The following is a 16,085-nucleotide window of genomic DNA, read 5'->3' as shown; positions in this document are numbered from 1 at the left end:
AACGAAAACATGTTTTCTTCAATGAATTGAGGGTGTGTTACGAAATTTTGAAACCTAAACTTTTTAAATCTTCCCAAAAATCAGGATATGATTTTGAAACTACTTCGGCGTTTTCAATAACAATTGGCACTTTTAAAGCTAATGGCGCAAATGCCATCGCCATTCTGTGATCATTATAGGTAGCGATTTTAATATTGTAATTGATTTTGTCTGAGGCCACCAGCGTCAAGCTATCATTGGTAACTGATATAGTTGCTCCCAGTTTTGTTAGTTCTATTCGTAGTGCTTCCAGTCTATCAGTTTCTTTGATTTTTAGGGTATGAAGGCCCGTAAGATGACAACCAATTCCTAGTCCTAAGCAGGTCACCACTATGGTTTGCGCGATGTCTGGCGTATTATTTAAGTCTAAATTTAAATTTTCTGGTTTAAAATCAGACTGTTTTACTAAAGTCATTTTGTTTCCTTGAAAATGCGTATCAACTCCCATTTGTTTGTAGATTTCAACCAAAGCCGAATCGCCTTGCAAACTGGTTTCTTTGTAACTGCTTAACGATATCGTGCTGTTTTTGGATAAAGCAACAATACTAAAAAAATAAGAGGCTGAGCTCCAATCGGATTCGACAGTCATCACTGTTGAGGCAACTTCTTGTTTTGGATAAACGGTAATAACATTTCCTTCAAAACTAGTTTTGATGTCCAAATCATTTAATAATGCCAAAGTCATTTTGATATATGGGACTGAGGTGATTTCACCAACCAAAGTAATTTCGATACCGTCTTGCAATTTTGGCGCTACTAACAACAGTGCAGAAATGTACTGGCTACTCACATTTGCAGGAATGCTTACTTGGGATCTGGTGATTTTTTGGCCAATTATCCGAATCGGCGGATAACCGACTTCCTTTTCATACGTAATTTTAGCTCCCAATTGTTCTAGAGCCTCTACCAATACTTTGATAGGACGTTCTTGCATTCGTTGAGAACCCGTCAAAATTACTTCACTCCCTTCGCTAACGGCAAAATAAGCAGTAAGAAACCGCATTGCTGTGCCCGCATGATGAATGTCTATTAATTGTGAGCTGTCAATTGTGAGTTGTGAATTTGATAAAGCCTTACTCATTACTTCGCTATCATCCGAGTTGGAAGTATTTTCTAAAGTTATATTTGAAAACAACGCTTGTAGCAATAACAACCGATTGGTTTCACTCTTTGAGCCAGTAATATTTAATGATCCGGTATCAATTGTGTGTTGCGAATCCGTACTTATTTTTAAATTCATATAGCTAATTATGAGTTATGAAGTATGAGTTATAAATCATAGATGTGGACTACTATAATTCATGTTCGCAATTTATCACTCCGAATTTGGAATTCATAATTTATAGTTGACAAATTATTTGAGTTTATCGTTGTTTTTGTGACGATCTTTATCTCTAACGGATTTTAAATCCATTTTTTTATCGAAAGCCGCCTGTAAATCGACACCCGTTTGATTGGCTAAACACAATACTACAAAAACGACATCGGCAAGCTCCTCGCCTAAATCTTTATTTTTATCACTTTCTTTTTCGGATTGTTCGCCATAACGGCGGGCAATGATACGCGCTACTTCACCTACTTCTTCGGTAAGTTGCGCCATATTAGTGAGTTCATTAAAGTAACGAACGCCGTGTTCTTTGATCCAGGTGTCTACGTCGAGTTGGGAGTTTTTTAGGTTCATTTTATTATTTTTTTTATTTCTTTATCAAAATCAGAAATTATTTTCTGTGTTTTATTAAAAACTTCATAAGCAGCGATTGCTTTTTTATCAGCTTCTATTTTAGAAATTTTTCCTTTACTATCTAAAACTCTATAATCATTAAAGTTTAGAAATTTATTTACACTTTCAGCCAATTGATTCATCGTAAAAGTATGCTCCCGCGCTATCAAACCTTCTATGTAATCAAAATAACCCGTTACGGTGCGTTCTAATTGTTTAATTTCTTTTTCTTGCAAATAGTTTTTAGCAACTACCACATCCGATTTCAAAACCCTACCGTTTGGACTATTTTTCCAAGTCGATAATCCCATATTTTCCTTCGTAGCGTCGGCAGTATTGGCTATTATTTCGGCAGCAGTACTGCCGGTTATTGCAAAATGAAATTTATTTTGGACTGTGGCATAGAAATTTTTTGTGATATCGGCATGGCTGTCATAGTCAATACTACACTCCGCAAAAATATCCGTTACTTGCTGATAAATTCTCCTTTCGCTCGCTCGAATAGAACGAACTCTTTGTAGTAATTCTTTAAAGTAATCTTTACCAAAAATAGCCTGACCTTGTTTTAAACGATTGTCGTCTAAAACAAAACCTTTTATAATATATTCCTTTAAAGTTTGGGTTGCCCAAATACGAAATTGTGTAGCTTTGGAAGAATTTACTCTGTAGCCAACTGAAATTATGGCGTCTAAACTATAATGTTTTACTTTATACGTTTTGCCATCAGATGCAGTTGCCGAGAAAACCTCGGTAACTGAATTTTCCTCTAACTCATTACTTTCAAAAATATTTTTTAAGTGCAATGATACATTATCTGTACTGCAATCAAACAATAATGACATTGCTTTTTGTGAAAGCCATACCGTTTCATTTTGCAACAAAACATCGACACGTATTTCTCCGCTTGGTGTAGTGTATAAAACAAACTTTTTTAAATCATCGTTCATTTATTTATATTTTTAAAAATCCTAATTCATAAACCATTGGCTGCAATTTCTCACTCAAATTTTCATAGACTTCTTCAAATAATTTAAAACTTATTAGCTGAAAATCAATCAATTATGCATAAAAGCGGAACGGATTTTTGTTGCGGAAGTCTTAATTCGTGGTTTTCAAAAATAGCACAAATCGTACAATAAACTAGTATATTTATTCTCTATTTTTACTATCCATAATTATGGTCACAGGTCCATCGTTCAAAAGTTGTACTTTCATATCGGCACCAAAAACTCCGGTTTGTACTTTTTTACCTAAATCCTTTTGCATTTGAGCAACGAATTCTTCATACATAGGAACAGCTATTTCTGGCTTGGAAGCTTTTATATAGGAAGGACGATTTCCTTTCTTGGTCAAGGCATGAAGGGTAAATTGAGAAACTACTATAATATCGCCGTCAATATCTTTTACAGATAAATTCATCACCTGATTTTCATCTCCAAAAATGCGGAGATTCACAATTTTCGACGTCAACCAAGAAATATCTTCTGGAGTATCGCTATCTTCTATACCAACTAATACCAACAACCCTTTTTGGATTTCGGCAACGATTTTAGCATCTATGGTTACAGAGGAGGAAGAAACTCTTTGAATTACTACTTTCATTTGTTTGTCATAAAGTTAAAAGTCATAAAGTCGAAAGTAAAAAAAATCTATATCCCTCGTTACTTATGACTTTTCAAAACTATTCCCTCGTTTTATCGCTTATAATTCGATCCTCGTTATGAATATCTGTTCGATAATGTTCATCATCTCCTTCTAGAATTTTAAGATAACTTCTGTAACGAGACCAAGCAATTTCATCTTTTTCCAAAGCGGCTTTGATAGCGCAATGCGGTTCGTCTTTATGCAAACAATTATTGAATTTACACTGATCTTTTAATTTAAAGAACTCTGGAAAGTAACCGCTAATTTCCTCCTTTTCCATATCTACAATTCCAAAACCTTTGATTCCAGGGGTATCAATTATCCTAGCATCAAAGGATAGATCATACATTTCTGCAAAAGTCGTAGTGTGTTGCCCTTGCTTGCTTGCCTCTGATATTGTCTTTGTTTTTAGATGCAAAGTAGGTTCCATAGCATTGACTAAAGTAGATTTCCCAACACCTGAATGTCCAGAAAACATACTCACTTTGCCAATCATCATTGCTTTCAATTCCTCTATACCTTTCATTTCGGTTGAAGAAACGCGCAAACATTTGTATCCAATTTCCTGATACACATGTTGCATATACAATTGCTCATCTAAGGTAACTTCGTCAAACGTGTCTATTTTGTTAAAAACTAAAATGGTTTCAATTCCGTATGCTTCGGCAGTTACAAGAAAACGATCTATAAAATTAAATGTAGTAGGCGGATTATTTATTGTTATCAATAAAAAAACACGATCAATATTAGATGCAATAATATGCATCTGATGGGATAAATTAACCGACTTACGGACAATATAATTTTTTCTTTCGTGGATGTTGTGAATGGTTCCTGTAACAGTATCCGAGGATTCTTCCAATTCATAATCGACAACATCACCTACAGCAATGGGGTTGGTGCTTTTGATTCCTTTTATTCGGAATTTCCCTTTCATACGGCATTCTATAAAATCTCCTTGCTCTGATTTTACGGTGTACCAACTTCCTGTAGATTTATAAACGAGTCCTGTCATGAGGCAAAGGTAAAATTTTGTTTCAAGTTTATCCCGACACTTCGGGATAAAGTTTGCAGTTTTTTTGAACTTGTTCCAAACAGAAACTCGTCAACTCTATTAAATCAAAGAGATGACTAATCCTAAATAATCGTTATCGATTAATTAGGATTAGTCATTACAATTTATGCATTCAACACCTTATCTTGATGGCTAATACTTTCTTGGTGAATGGCTTTGAATAATTTTAAAACAAACTCTTCTGAAAGTCCTTTGGTTTCCCCATCCAAAATCATTTTTCCTAAAATTTCGTTCCATCGGGTGTTTTGCAATACCGCAACATTGGCCGCTTTCTTCACTACACCTATTTCGTCAGCTACTTTCATTCGTTTTCCTAAAAGTTCTAGCAAAGTAGCATCTAAAACGTCAATGTTAGCTCTTAATTTTTTCATTTTCTGTGTATACTCGTCAGACACATCATTTAGTTTTCTTACTTTCAAATCAATAAAAATTTGTTTCAAAGCATCAGGTGTTACTTGCTGAGCCGCATCACTCCAAGCATTGTCTGGATCAATATGCGTTTCAATAATCATTCCGTCGTAATTCAAATCTAGGGCTTCTTGCGTAACTTCAAGAATCATTTTTCGATCACCAGTAATATGCGATGGATCAATAATTAAAGGCAAATCTGGAAATTTGTTTTGCAATTCAATAGCAATTTGCCATTCTGGAATATTACGGTATTTGGTTTTTTCATAAGTCGAAAACCCTCTGTGAATTACTCCTAATTTCTCAATTCCAGCATTGTACAAACGCTCTACACCACCTAACCACAATGATAAATCTGGGTTTACAGGATTTTTTACCAAAACAATTTTATCTGTTCCCGCTAATGCATCAGCAATTTCTTGAACCGCAAAAGGATTTACTGTTGTTCTTGCTCCTATCCACAATACATCAATATCATACTCTAACGCTAATTTTACGTGAGCAGCATTGGCTACCTCAGTTCCCATAAGCAAACCGGTTTGCTCTTTTGCTTTTTTCAACCACTTCAAACCTATTTCGCCCACGCCTTCAAATCCTCCTGGACGCGTTCTTGGTTTCCAGATTCCTGCTCTAAAAATACTTACATCTGAATCTTTTAACTCATGTGCGATTTTCAATACTTGCTCTTCTGTTTCGGCACTACAAGGCCCTGCAATTACTAAGGGATGAGTCAAATTGAATTCATTCAACCAGTTTCTCATTTCTTTTTTATTTTCCATCTTTTCTAAATTTTTCACCACCCCAGCCCTCTCCAAAGGGGAGGGAGCTGCAAATGGATGATTGTTGTTAATTATTTTTAATTATTTTTTCTGTTAACTTTGACTGAACACTTATCACTATCACTTCTTTACATTCATCCCGTTCAATATTTCTTTTATTTTATTCACGCTTTCCATTTCATTGTAGATCGCCTCGTAATCCTCATTCTCTAAAAGCTCTTTAAATTTAGATAAATTCGAGATGTATTCATTCAGTGTTTTTACTACTTGCTTTCTATTTTGTTTAAAAATGGGTGTCCACATCGCGGGCGAACTTTTAGCAAGACGCACGGTACTTTCAAAACCAGAACCCGCCATATCAAAAATATCCTGCTCATGTTTTTCCTTGTCAATTACTGTTTTCCCTAACATAAAAGCACTGATGTGAGACAAATGCGAGACGTACGCAATATGCTTATCATGTGATTTTGGATCCATATACCGAATGCGCATTCCCATTTCTTGAAACAACGCCAAGGCACGTTCTTGCAATTTAAAAGTCGTTTTCTCCACCTCACAAATAATGTTTGTTTTTCCTTGAAACAAGCCTTTTATCGCTGCAGATGGTCCCGAAAATTCCGTTCCAGCAATAGGATGCGTAGCTATAAAATTTCTCCTTTTGGGATGATTGGCAATTCCCTCACAAATAGGTAATTTTGTAGAACCAACTTCAAAAACAATCGTTTGGTCTTCTATTGAATCCAAAACTTGGGGCACAACCGTGAGCGCTACATCTACCGGAACCGAAACAATCACAAAATCAGCATGCAGTAAGTCTGCAAATGTTGCCACCTCATCAATAACACCCAACTCAATTGCCTGTTCCAAATGTTTTTCGTTGGTATCAATCCCATAAATCGTAGCGTGGGGATATAAATCTTTAATATCCAACACCATCGAACCACCTATCAATCCTATGCCTATTACAAATACTTTCATTTTTTTGTTTTTTATCCGAAGCTTATCCTGCTATCCGTTGCAATCTTTCCTGCCGAACGCCGGCAGCAAAGGATTTCCACTGCTATCAGGGCTAGGGAATTTCGTTCTCGAGAACATTTATTTTCTTAAAACGATCTTTATTTTTCAACTCTACGACGTGAAAGATTAATCAAGTCCTTACTAAAATCGACTGATTGCTTCTCTTATCTTTTCTTCTTTAATACATAAAGCAAACCGAATATACCCTTCGCCATTACTCCCAAAAATAGTACCCGGCGTAATAAAAATTGATTTTTCGTACAAGATCGTATCAATAAAATCGGCAGCCGATGTAACTCCATCGGGCAACTTTGCCCAAACAAATAAACCAACACCTTCTTTGTACACTTTACAACCTAATTTTTCGGCTAACTGTTCCGTAAGGATTCGTCGTTTTTTATAGATTTCGTTCATAGAATCAAACCAAGCTTTTTCGCTTTTAAGTGCTTCAATGGCTCCTTTCTGAATTCCGTAAAACATGCCGCTATCCATATTGCTTTTTACTTTCAAAACCGCATCAATAGCATTGGCGTTTCCTAACACCATGCCTACTCTCCAGCCCGCCATATTAAACGTTTTACTCAAAGAATTCAGTTCTAAAGCCACGGCTGAAGCGCCTTCTACCTGTAACAAACTCATCGGATCGTCATTCAAAACAAAACTATACGGATTATCATTCACCAATAAGATTTCATGTTTTGCAGCAAAAGCCACTAATTTTTCAAACAATTCTAAACTCCCTCGAGCTCCTGTTGGCATGTGTGGATACCCAATCCACATGATTTTTACCTTACTTAAATCCAGTTGCTCCAAAGCTTCAAAATCAGGCTCCCACTGGTTTCCTTCTTTCAAATCATAATACACTGGAACCGCTCCAACTAAATTAGTCACTGATGTGTACGTAGGATATCCCGGATTCGGAATCAAAACATGATCACCTTCATTCAAAAAAGCCAACGAAATGTGCATAATTCCTTCCTTAGAACCCATCAAAGGCAAAATTTCGGTTACCGGGTTGAGTGCTACACCATAATTTTTGGCATAAAAATCAGCCATACCCTCACGCAACTCTGGCAATCCCTGATAACTCTGGTACTGATGTGCGTTTTCATCTTGCATAGCGTCAACAATAGCGTCAATTACCGCTTGCGACGGCAGTAAATCTGGACTTCCAATTCCCATATTAATAATGGGTTTGCCTTCGGCAGCCCGTTGCCTTACTTCTCTCAATTTTGAGGAGAAATAGTATTCTTCAATGGTATTGAGACGCTTTGCTGTGGTAATCATCTTATTGTTTTTTATCCGTTTGCTTTAAATTTTTAACTTGTTTCTAACCTTGGCAAGCCAAGGGCCTCACTTTGTATTCTTATACTCACCCAAGACTTTAAAGTATTCTGCCATAATCATCAATAACGACTTTGCCTTGGCGTAATCTTCATATTTTTCAAAAGTGACATCAACAAAAAAAGAATATTTCCAGGGCGTTTCTATTTTTGGCAACGATTGAATCTTAGTTAAATTCAATTTACAATCGCTCATCACGTTTAAAACTGCTGCTAAACTCCCGCGCTTGTGATCCAGTTCAAATTTTATCGATGCTCTGTTAATTTCACTTTTGGAAACAAATGAATTTTCTTTTTTGATAATAACAAAGCGCGTCATGTTGTTTTTAATCGTCTGGATCTCTGGCGCAATAATTTCCAAATTATACATTAGTGAAGCTGTTTTACTGGCAATTGCCGCTATTCCTTTCAACTGCTTTTCTTGGATTCTTCGCGCTGTTTCAGCGGTATCTTTATCTTCAACTAACTTTATATGTGGATATTTTTTTAAGAAATCCATACATTGTAATAATGCCATCGGATGTGAATGTACTTCAAGAATTTCTTCAATTTTTTGACCGTTCAACGCCATTAAATTTTGATGAATACTCAAATAATGCTCACCTATAATGTGTAAATTATTTTTATCAATTAATGCGTAATTAGGAATAATAGGGCCCGCAATAGAATTTTCGATCGCCATAACCGCTTGATCTGATTTACCTGACATTAAATTATCGATCAATTCCTCAAAAGACAAACACTCGTCTAGAACAAATTCATGATTGAAATATTCTTGAGTAACTTGATGATGAAATGAACCCGCTACGCCTTGTATTCCTATTATTGTATTCATTATTATTCAGTTTTAAGCAAAAAAAAATCCCGATTCGCATCGGGATTGTATATTTATAGTATCAATTTAATTTTTGAATTAAATAACCATACAACAATCCCTTTCGACCTTCCAGAAGAAATAATAAGAATTGCTAAAATAAAATTGGTTACTCAACATGCTATTGCTTTTTTATATTTTTTACATTGCGAATGTATGCAAAATTTACACTTGACCCAAAGAAAAAGTTCATTTTGTTCGACAAAAAAGAGATTCCCTAAAAAACTGGTTATTAATTGTATAATGTTCAATAAATAGCCTTTAAAACACCAATAAAAACAGTACTATCTGTTGGGTTTTAAAAACAAACTGAATTTATAGACTTTGTTAATCAGATACTTTCTCCCACAACCATTTTTTTCCCTCTGCAATGCGGGTTACTAACATAGCCGAAACTAAATCCCCATTGGCGTTAAGCAATGTAGCCATTGGGTCTACTAATGTTCCTATAATCATAGCGGCGGGCAAGGCTTGCTCCATAGGAAATCCGTAGACTGAAATGGCTAAAATCTCACCTATATACCCACCATTTGGGATTCCGCCTTCTACTACTGATACTATAACTGTGATTCCCAAAGCAACCAATATAGTATAGGGATCCGTAAGGTCTTTTCCAAATAGAGCAAAAATCACCGCTATTTTGACGATCGACGACATGCTCGAACCGTCTTTATGCAGTGGCGCGCCTAGCGGTATTACCACATTCCTGATGTATGCTGGAATATTGATTTTTTCAGCACCTTCAAGGTTTGCGGGAATTGTTGCAATACTACTGCAAGTCCCCAGTGCCGTCAAGGAAGGCGTTATGTTGTTTTTCCAAAACACTTTAAACCCTAATTTTCCTCCCGCCATGTAGGCATACAAACTAAAGAACACTACAAAATAAAAAGCACAAACCGCATAATACAATCCTAATGGTTTTGCGTATGCTCCAAACAGCTGTGGCCCAAAAATGCCTACCTGATAGGCAAAATAAGCACCCAAACCAACAGGCGCCGTTTTCATAATAATGTGAAGCAATTGCTTCATAACTTCATTACCAGAATGAAGAAACCGACTAAAATCCTTCCCTTTTTCACCCGAGTTCAAACACGCAAATCCTATTAAAAATGAAAATATAATAAGTGCCAACATGTTTTTTCGAGACAAAAGTTCGAAAAAATCACTAGCTGTTAGCAATTGTGTTATCTGCGAGCCTGCGGTTCCTGTTTCGACCATTTCAATAGGAACCTGAGAAAGAATAAAATCTTGTTGAATTGGAAAAAGCAAAACGCCTACAAGCATCAAGATGGCCGAAACCAATACCGTAAATAAAAAAACTCCGATTACAATTAGAAACAATTTTCCTAACTTTTCAGTCTTTTCTAAACTGGCAATAGAAGAAGCGATGGTGAAAAACACCAAAGGAATTATTGCGGTGAACAATAAATTTAAAAATATATCGCCTAGCGGCTTAATGACCTCCACTCCTTTTCCAAAAACCAAACCTAAAATACTCCCTACAAAAATCCCACCGAGCAGCAAAATAATACTGTTGTAATTTTTTAAGAAACTACTTGAAGTCGTGTTTTTCATATTTCTCTTTTTTTAGCGTACCGTAAATATAGAAATCTAATTGCTAGATTCGTAACCTCATTTCTCTTTTTATACCGTATTGCAAGTGAATAGATACTCTTATTCAAAAAATAATTTAGGAATTAGCAGGACGTGTAACAACAAATTCATTGATTTTCTGTTTACTTTTGCAACAAATATTTCATCATGTCAATAGAGGTAAGAAACATATCCAAAAGCTATGGTGCTCAAAAAGCACTAGATAACATTTCATTTTCCATTAACAAAGGAGAAATCGTTGGTTTCTTAGGTCCCAATGGCGCTGGAAAATCGACTTTGATGAAAATATTGACTACTTATATCAATGCAGATGAAGGCGATGCTCTAGTAAACGGCCATAATGTAAACACCAACCAGAAAGCGGTACAACTTGCTATTGGGTATTTGCCGGAGCACAATCCGTTGTATTTAGATTTGTATGTTCGTGAATATTTAGCGTTTAACGCAGATGTGTATAAAGTAGCCAAATCTCGAATTGAAGAAGTAATTCAACTCACTGGTTTAAGTACCGAAAGTCATAAAAAAATCGCACAATTATCTAAAGGATATCGCCAACGTGTAGGTTTAGCAAATGCGCTACTGCACAATCCTGATGTATTGATTCTTGACGAACCTACAACTGGTTTAGATCCGAACCAGCTGATGGAAATTCGCAATGTGATTAAAAACGTAGGGAAAGAAAAGACTGTTTTTCTTTCAACACATATCATGCAAGAGGTTGAGGCCATTTGTGATCGTGTAATTATCATCAACAATGGTAAAATTGTTACCGATAAAAAACTAGATAACTTAATTTCTGAAGATAAAGAACAAGTAATTGAAGTAGAATTTGATTTTCAAGTTGAGGAACAATTGATTTCTAAAATTGAAAATCTTGTTTCGTATGTAAACATTCACGATATGATGTGGGAACTGACCTTTAAATCAGATAAAGACATGCGTTCTGTAGTTTTTGATTTTGCTCAAAACAATGGTTTGAAAACCTTACAACTCAATCAGAAGAATAAAAACTTAGAAGCGGTGTTTAGAGAGATTACGAAATAGCTGGCAGTGTTCCGTTATGTTTCAAATAAAAAACAAACGCTGCTAAAACACAAAATTCGGCTTTGTCATTCCGACGAAGGAGGAATCTCACCAAGTGTGGCTCCTCTTTCATCAGAATGACAAGACAATAAAAAAAGCTTCTAGTTCACCAAGGCGAACTAGAAACTTTCAAAAATGTAGGATTGCTTCGTTCCTCGCAATGACTTTAAAAAAGTTGACTCGCAATTTGACGAATATTTTCTGACTTACCCATCGAATAATAATGCAAAACAGGAACTCCAGCAGCCTTTAGTTCGCGTGATTGCTGAATAGCCCATTCGATCCCCACTTGTTTCACATCAGCATTTGTTTTGCATTTGTCTACGGCATCAATTAAATCTTCGGGTAAATCGATCCTGAAAATTTGCGGTAAAATTTGCAAATGTCTGTGCACTGCCAATGGCTTGATACCTGGAATAATAGGCACTGTAATACCTATTTCTCTGGCTTTGGCAACAAAATCAAAATATTTAGCATTATCAAAAAACATTTGGGTAACCACGTAATCAGCGCCACCGTCAACTTTTTCTTTAAGTCTCTTCAAATCAGAAAGTAGCGATGGAGACTCCAAGTGTTTTTCAGGATAACCCGCAACTCCGATACAGAAATCAGCTTTATTGTCTACGTGTACAACTTCATGCAAATACTTGCCTTCATTCAATAATTTAATTTGTTGCACTAAATCTATTGCGTGACTATTTCCACCCATTTTCGGAACAAAAGATTGTTCGTCTTTCATAGCATCACCGCGCAACGCCATCACATTATTGATACCCAGATAATGACAATCTACTAATAAATATTCTGTTTCCTCTTTCGTGAAGCCCCCACAAAGCACATGTGGAACAGTATCTACGTTGTATTTATGTTTTATTGAAGCACAAATCCCCAAGGTACCAGGGCGCATTCTGGTTAGTTTTTTGTCTAATAAACCATTGCCTTTGTCTACATAAATAAACTCCTCACGTGAGGTCGTTACATCAATAAATGGCGGTTTAAACTCCATCAAGGGATCAATATTATCATACAGTTCCTGAATGCTTTTCCCTTTTTGTGGCGGAATAATTTCAAAGGAGAATAAGGTTTCTCCGTTAGCTGCTTCTATGTGTTGTGTTACTTTCATTTTATTTTTTGTTTCAAGTTCCAAGTTTAAAGTTTAAAGTTCTCCCGAGTAACTTGAAACCTTAAACTTGAAACAAAATTCCTAATCAGCTATATTTGGACCCAACCACTTCATTGCTTTATCTGTAGAAATACTTCTGCGTTTGGCGTAATCTATTACTTGATCTTCTTTTATTTTCCCCAGTCCGAAATACTTGCTTTCTGGATGTGCAAAATAATAGCCTGACACGGACGAAGCGGGCCACATCGCCATACTTTCTGTCAAGGTTACTCCTATTTCTTCTGCTACGTTTAGTAGTTTCCAAATAGTAGGTTTTTCTAAATGGTCGGGACACGCGGGATAGCCTGGTGCAGGACGAATTCCTTTGTAAACCTCATCAATCATCGCCTCTGTACTCAAGTTTTCATCAGGAGTATACCCCCAAATATTCTTTCTAATTTGCTCGTGTAAATATTCGGCAAAGGCCTCTGCAAAACGATCTGCCAATGCTTTCACCATTATTGAATTGTAATCGTCTAAATCTCTTTCAAATTCAGCCGCCCATTCATCTACACCAAAACCTGTAGTGACACAAAAACAGCCCATATAATCTACTATTTTGCTGTCTTTTGGAGCAATAAAATCAGATAAGGCAATATTTGGAGCGCCTTTGGTTTTTTGGGATTGTTGACGTAACGTCAAAAATTTCTCTAGTGCTTTCCCGTCCCCATTTTTTATTTCAACATCATCATCGTTCACTTGATTGGCTGGAAAAATGCCATAAATACCTTTAGCAGAGAGTTTCTTTTCTTTCAAAATAATAGCTAACATTTGTTGTGCATCTGCAAAAACAGATGTTGCTTGTTCGCCCACAATTTCATCAGTAAGTATAGCCGGATATTTCCCAAACAATTGCCACGTTCTAAAAAAGGGTGTCCAATCTATATACGGAACCAAAACATCCAAATCCACCTCGATAGTTTTTGTACCTATAAAATTGGGAGTTTTTGGAGTATAGGTTTCCCAATTCAGTTGTAATTTATTTTTACGCGCTTGTTCAATTGTTAAATAGTCTTTATCTCGAGAACGGTTTAAAAAGGTTTCTCTAAAAGCATCATATTCGGCTCTAATATCGCTTGCATATATTTTTCGATTGTGATCTAATAAATTACCCGCCACTGTTACCGCTCTAGACGCATCGTTTACGTGAACTACCGTTTGCTTGTATTGTGGCGCAATTTTCACAGCAGTATGTGCTCGTGAGGTTGTTGCTCCTCCAATCATTATCGGAATCTGAACGTTCAATTTGTCTAATTCCTTAGCCAGATAAACCATTTCGTCCAGCGATGGAGTAATCAATCCGCTAAGACCAATAATATCAACGTTGTGTTCTATAGCTGCTGCAATAATTTTCTCTGGAGGCACCATGACACCAAGGTCAACAATCTCATAATTGTTGCACGCCAAAACTACCGAAACAATATTTTTTCCAATGTCGTGAACGTCCCCTTTTACAGTAGCCATCAGGATTTTTCCGTTCCCCGACTTGTCTCCAACTTGCTTAGCGGCTTCTATGTAAGGAAGTAGATACGCCACCGCTTTTTTCATTACACGTGCCGATTTTACTACTTGCGGCAAAAACATTTTTCCCGAGCCAAATAAATCGCCCACTACATTCATACCAGTCATCAAGTTGATTTCGATTACTTCAATCGGTTTTGCGGCTGCTTGTCTGGCTTCCTCAACATCTTCTTCAATAAATTGATCGACCCCTTTTACAAGCGAATGTGTAATTCGTTCTTGCACCGTTCCTGATCGCCATTCTAAAATCGCTTTTTCAATATTTTTTACATCGCCCTTAACATTCTCGGCAAAATCGAGTAAACGTTCTGTGGCATCGTCACGCCTGTCCAGAATCACATCTTCAACATGCTCTAATAAATCTTTCGGAATCTCATCATATATCGATAGCATTTCTGGGTTTACAATCCCCATCGTCATTCCGTTTTGGATCGCATGATACAAGAAAACCGAATGCATCGCTTCTCGAACAGTATCATTCCCTCTAAACGAAAACGACACATTACTTACGCCGCCACTTATGTGAGCGTGCGGTAAATTTTCGCGTACCCATTTAGTCCCTCTAAAGAAATCCAAAGCATTCAATCGGTGTTCTTCCATTCCTGTCGCTACTGGAAAAACATTCAAATCAAAAATAATATCCTGCGGAGGAAAACCCACTTTGTGCACCATAATGTCATACGAGCGTTGACATATTTCTATGCGACGCTCGTAATTATCTGCCTGACCTTTCTCGTCAAAAGCCATGATAATTACAGCAGCACCATAACGTTTTATCAATTTAGCATGTGCAATAAAAGCTTCCTCACCTTCTTTCAGCGAAATAGAATTTACCACACTTTTCCCTTGTACCACCTTCAAGCCTGCTTCAATAATTTCCCATTTTGAGCTATCAATCATAATAGGCACACGAGAAATATCGGGCTCTGCGGCTATTAAGTTCAGGAATTTTGTCATGGCATACACTCCATCGAGCAATCCCTCATCCATATTAATATCAATGATTTGGGCACCACCATCTACTTGCTCCCGTGCAATATCAAGCGCCTCATCGTATTTCTCTTCCTTAATCAATCGAAGAAATTTTCGCGAACCCGTCACATTGGTTCGTTCCCCTACGTTCACAAAAACACTTTCGGGTGTAATTATTAAAGGCTCTAATCCTGATAAAATTAAGTTTCTTCTTTTCTCTGCTACTGCCATTTTCTATTGTATTTGTTCCTGCAGGGTTTCAAAAACCGTGTTGGAGTAACTTGTTTTTTTATTATTTGGGCGGGTTCGCCGCGGCGAACGGGCTATACGCTATATCTTTTGTTCCGCTATCGCTGCACAAAAGGATGCCGCTACTATCCCTCACGCGAGTCTTGTGCATTGTAAGATCCTTTTTGTTTCAACCAAACGATGCCGTTTTATAATTAACAACGGTATGAATTCCTTTTTTCAACGGATTAAAATCCGTTGCTACAAAATGGGTCGTCCCTATTGGACTTATTTATTTCAGCTTCTCGTATGTCATTACGAGAAACGAAGCAACCACATTAGTTGCTCACTTTTGTTAATTTTTGGAATAGCTACGAAGTCTCGAGACTTCGCAGAGCATCCGTATTTTAAAGAACGTACTTTTTTAAAAGAACACTTTTGAACAGCTGGTTTTTGTATCTTCTATGTCATTGCGAGGAACGAAGCAATCTCATACAGCAAATCTTTAAACATCGTCCTCTTTTTTGTCATTCTGAGGAACGAAGAATCTTAACAAGTTGCTCAATTAACAAAGATTCTTCGTTCCTCAGAATGACAAATAAACTT

13 protein-coding genes are annotated in these 16,085 nt (G+C 36.6%); 1 reads left to right on the top strand and 12 read right to left on the bottom strand.

The window, feature by feature from the left end; all coding sequences use genetic code 11:
* Positions 1-37: 37 nt before the first annotated feature.
* The 10 genes from aroA to AC061C_RS07845 all read right to left on the bottom strand — a co-directional run bounded on the left by aroA (position 38) and on the right by AC061C_RS07845 (position 10,474).
* Positions 38-1,279 (bottom strand): 3-phosphoshikimate 1-carboxyvinyltransferase, encoded by a 1,242-nt coding sequence (aroA, locus tag AC061C_RS07890; RefSeq protein WP_478290711.1) that lies wholly within the window; start codon positions 1,277-1,279, stop codon positions 38-40.
* Positions 1,280-1,393: 114 nt separating this feature from the next.
* Positions 1,394-1,720, bottom strand: a complete 327-nt coding sequence (locus AC061C_RS07885; RefSeq protein WP_478290710.1) for a nucleotide pyrophosphohydrolase — start codon at positions 1,718-1,720, stop codon at positions 1,394-1,396.
* A complete protein-coding gene (locus AC061C_RS07880; protein WP_478290709.1) occupies positions 1,717-2,706 on the bottom strand; it encodes a virulence RhuM family protein in 990 nt (329 codons plus the stop codon). Before AC061C_RS07880 ends, AC061C_RS07885 begins: the two co-directional genes overlap by 4 nt.
* A gap of 202 nt (positions 2,707-2,908) precedes the next feature.
* On the bottom strand, positions 2,909-3,361 hold the full coding sequence (gene dtd, locus AC061C_RS07875; RefSeq protein WP_478290708.1) for a D-aminoacyl-tRNA deacylase: 453 nt from the start codon (positions 3,359-3,361) through the stop codon (positions 2,909-2,911).
* A 79-nt stretch (positions 3,362-3,440) separates the two neighbouring features.
* Positions 3,441-4,418 (bottom strand): ribosome small subunit-dependent GTPase A, encoded by a 978-nt coding sequence (gene rsgA / locus AC061C_RS07870; protein ID WP_478290707.1) that lies wholly within the window; start codon positions 4,416-4,418, stop codon positions 3,441-3,443.
* A gap of 164 nt (positions 4,419-4,582) precedes the next feature.
* A complete protein-coding gene (locus AC061C_RS07865; protein ID WP_478290706.1) occupies positions 4,583-5,665 on the bottom strand; it encodes a chorismate mutase in 1,083 nt (360 codons plus the stop codon).
* 120 nt (positions 5,666-5,785) lie between these two features.
* Positions 5,786-6,643, bottom strand: a complete 858-nt coding sequence (locus AC061C_RS07860; RefSeq protein WP_478290705.1) for a prephenate dehydrogenase — start codon at positions 6,641-6,643, stop codon at positions 5,786-5,788.
* Positions 6,644-6,823: 180 nt separating this feature from the next.
* Complete coding sequence (locus AC061C_RS07855) at positions 6,824-7,969, bottom strand: aminotransferase class I/II-fold pyridoxal phosphate-dependent enzyme (protein WP_478290704.1); 1,146 nt, start codon at positions 7,967-7,969, stop codon at positions 6,824-6,826.
* Positions 7,970-8,035: 66 nt separating this feature from the next.
* On the bottom strand, positions 8,036-8,860 hold the full coding sequence (locus AC061C_RS07850; protein WP_478290703.1) for a prephenate dehydratase: 825 nt from the start codon (positions 8,858-8,860) through the stop codon (positions 8,036-8,038).
* A gap of 366 nt (positions 8,861-9,226) precedes the next feature.
* A complete protein-coding gene (locus AC061C_RS07845; protein ID WP_478290702.1) occupies positions 9,227-10,474 on the bottom strand; it encodes a dicarboxylate/amino acid:cation symporter in 1,248 nt (415 codons plus the stop codon).
* A 186-nt stretch (positions 10,475-10,660) separates the two neighbouring features.
* Between AC061C_RS07845 and gldA the strand changes: the two genes are divergently transcribed.
* Positions 10,661-11,557, top strand: coding sequence for a gliding motility-associated ABC transporter ATP-binding subunit GldA (gene gldA, locus AC061C_RS07840; protein WP_478290701.1), 897 nt, complete (start codon positions 10,661-10,663; stop codon positions 11,555-11,557).
* A gap of 205 nt (positions 11,558-11,762) precedes the next feature.
* Here gldA and metF read toward each other — a convergent pair whose 3' ends face one another.
* Positions 11,763-12,719 (bottom strand): methylenetetrahydrofolate reductase [NAD(P)H], encoded by a 957-nt coding sequence (metF, locus tag AC061C_RS07835; RefSeq protein ID WP_478290700.1) that lies wholly within the window; start codon positions 12,717-12,719, stop codon positions 11,763-11,765.
* A gap of 81 nt (positions 12,720-12,800) precedes the next feature.
* On the bottom strand, positions 12,801-15,482 hold the full coding sequence (gene metH, locus AC061C_RS07830; RefSeq protein ID WP_478290699.1) for a methionine synthase: 2,682 nt from the start codon (positions 15,480-15,482) through the stop codon (positions 12,801-12,803).
* Positions 15,483-16,085 lie beyond the last annotated feature (603 nt).

Source organism: Flavobacterium sp. GNP010 (genome assembly GCF_056428945.1).
This window is presented reverse-complemented; position numbering and strand designations above follow the sequence as displayed.

Bases quoted from the DNA above. Each gene is read 5' to 3' on its own strand.
- AC061C_RS07855 (WP_478290704.1), bottom strand. From the start codon at position 7,969: ATGATTACCACAGCAAAGCGTCTCAATACCATTGAAGAATACTATTTC.
- gldA (WP_478290701.1), top strand. From the start codon at position 10,661: ATGTCAATAGAGGTAAGAAACATATCCAAAAGCTATGGTGCTCAAAAA.
- AC061C_RS07850 (WP_478290703.1), bottom strand. From the start codon at position 8,860: ATGAATACAATAATAGGAATACAAGGCGTAGCGGGTTCATTTCATCAT.
- dtd (WP_478290708.1), bottom strand. From the start codon at position 3,361: ATGAAAGTAGTAATTCAAAGAGTTTCTTCCTCCTCTGTAACCATAGAT.
- AC061C_RS07885 (WP_478290710.1), bottom strand. From the start codon at position 1,720: ATGAACCTAAAAAACTCCCAACTCGACGTAGACACCTGGATCAAAGAA.
- aroA (WP_478290711.1), bottom strand. From the start codon at position 1,279: ATGAATTTAAAAATAAGTACGGATTCGCAACACACAATTGATACCGGA.
- AC061C_RS07860 (WP_478290705.1), bottom strand. From the start codon at position 6,643: ATGAAAGTATTTGTAATAGGCATAGGATTGATAGGTGGTTCGATGGTG.
- AC061C_RS07865 (WP_478290706.1), bottom strand. From the start codon at position 5,665: ATGGAAAATAAAAAAGAAATGAGAAACTGGTTGAATGAATTCAATTTG.
- metH (WP_478290699.1), bottom strand. From the start codon at position 15,482: ATGGCAGTAGCAGAGAAAAGAAGAAACTTAATTTTATCAGGATTAGAG.
- AC061C_RS07880 (WP_478290709.1), bottom strand. From the start codon at position 2,706: ATGAACGATGATTTAAAAAAGTTTGTTTTATACACTACACCAAGCGGA.
- metF (WP_478290700.1), bottom strand. From the start codon at position 12,719: ATGAAAGTAACACAACACATAGAAGCAGCTAACGGAGAAACCTTATTC.
- AC061C_RS07845 (WP_478290702.1), bottom strand. From the start codon at position 10,474: ATGAAAAACACGACTTCAAGTAGTTTCTTAAAAAATTACAACAGTATT.
- rsgA (WP_478290707.1), bottom strand. From the start codon at position 4,418: ATGACAGGACTCGTTTATAAATCTACAGGAAGTTGGTACACCGTAAAA.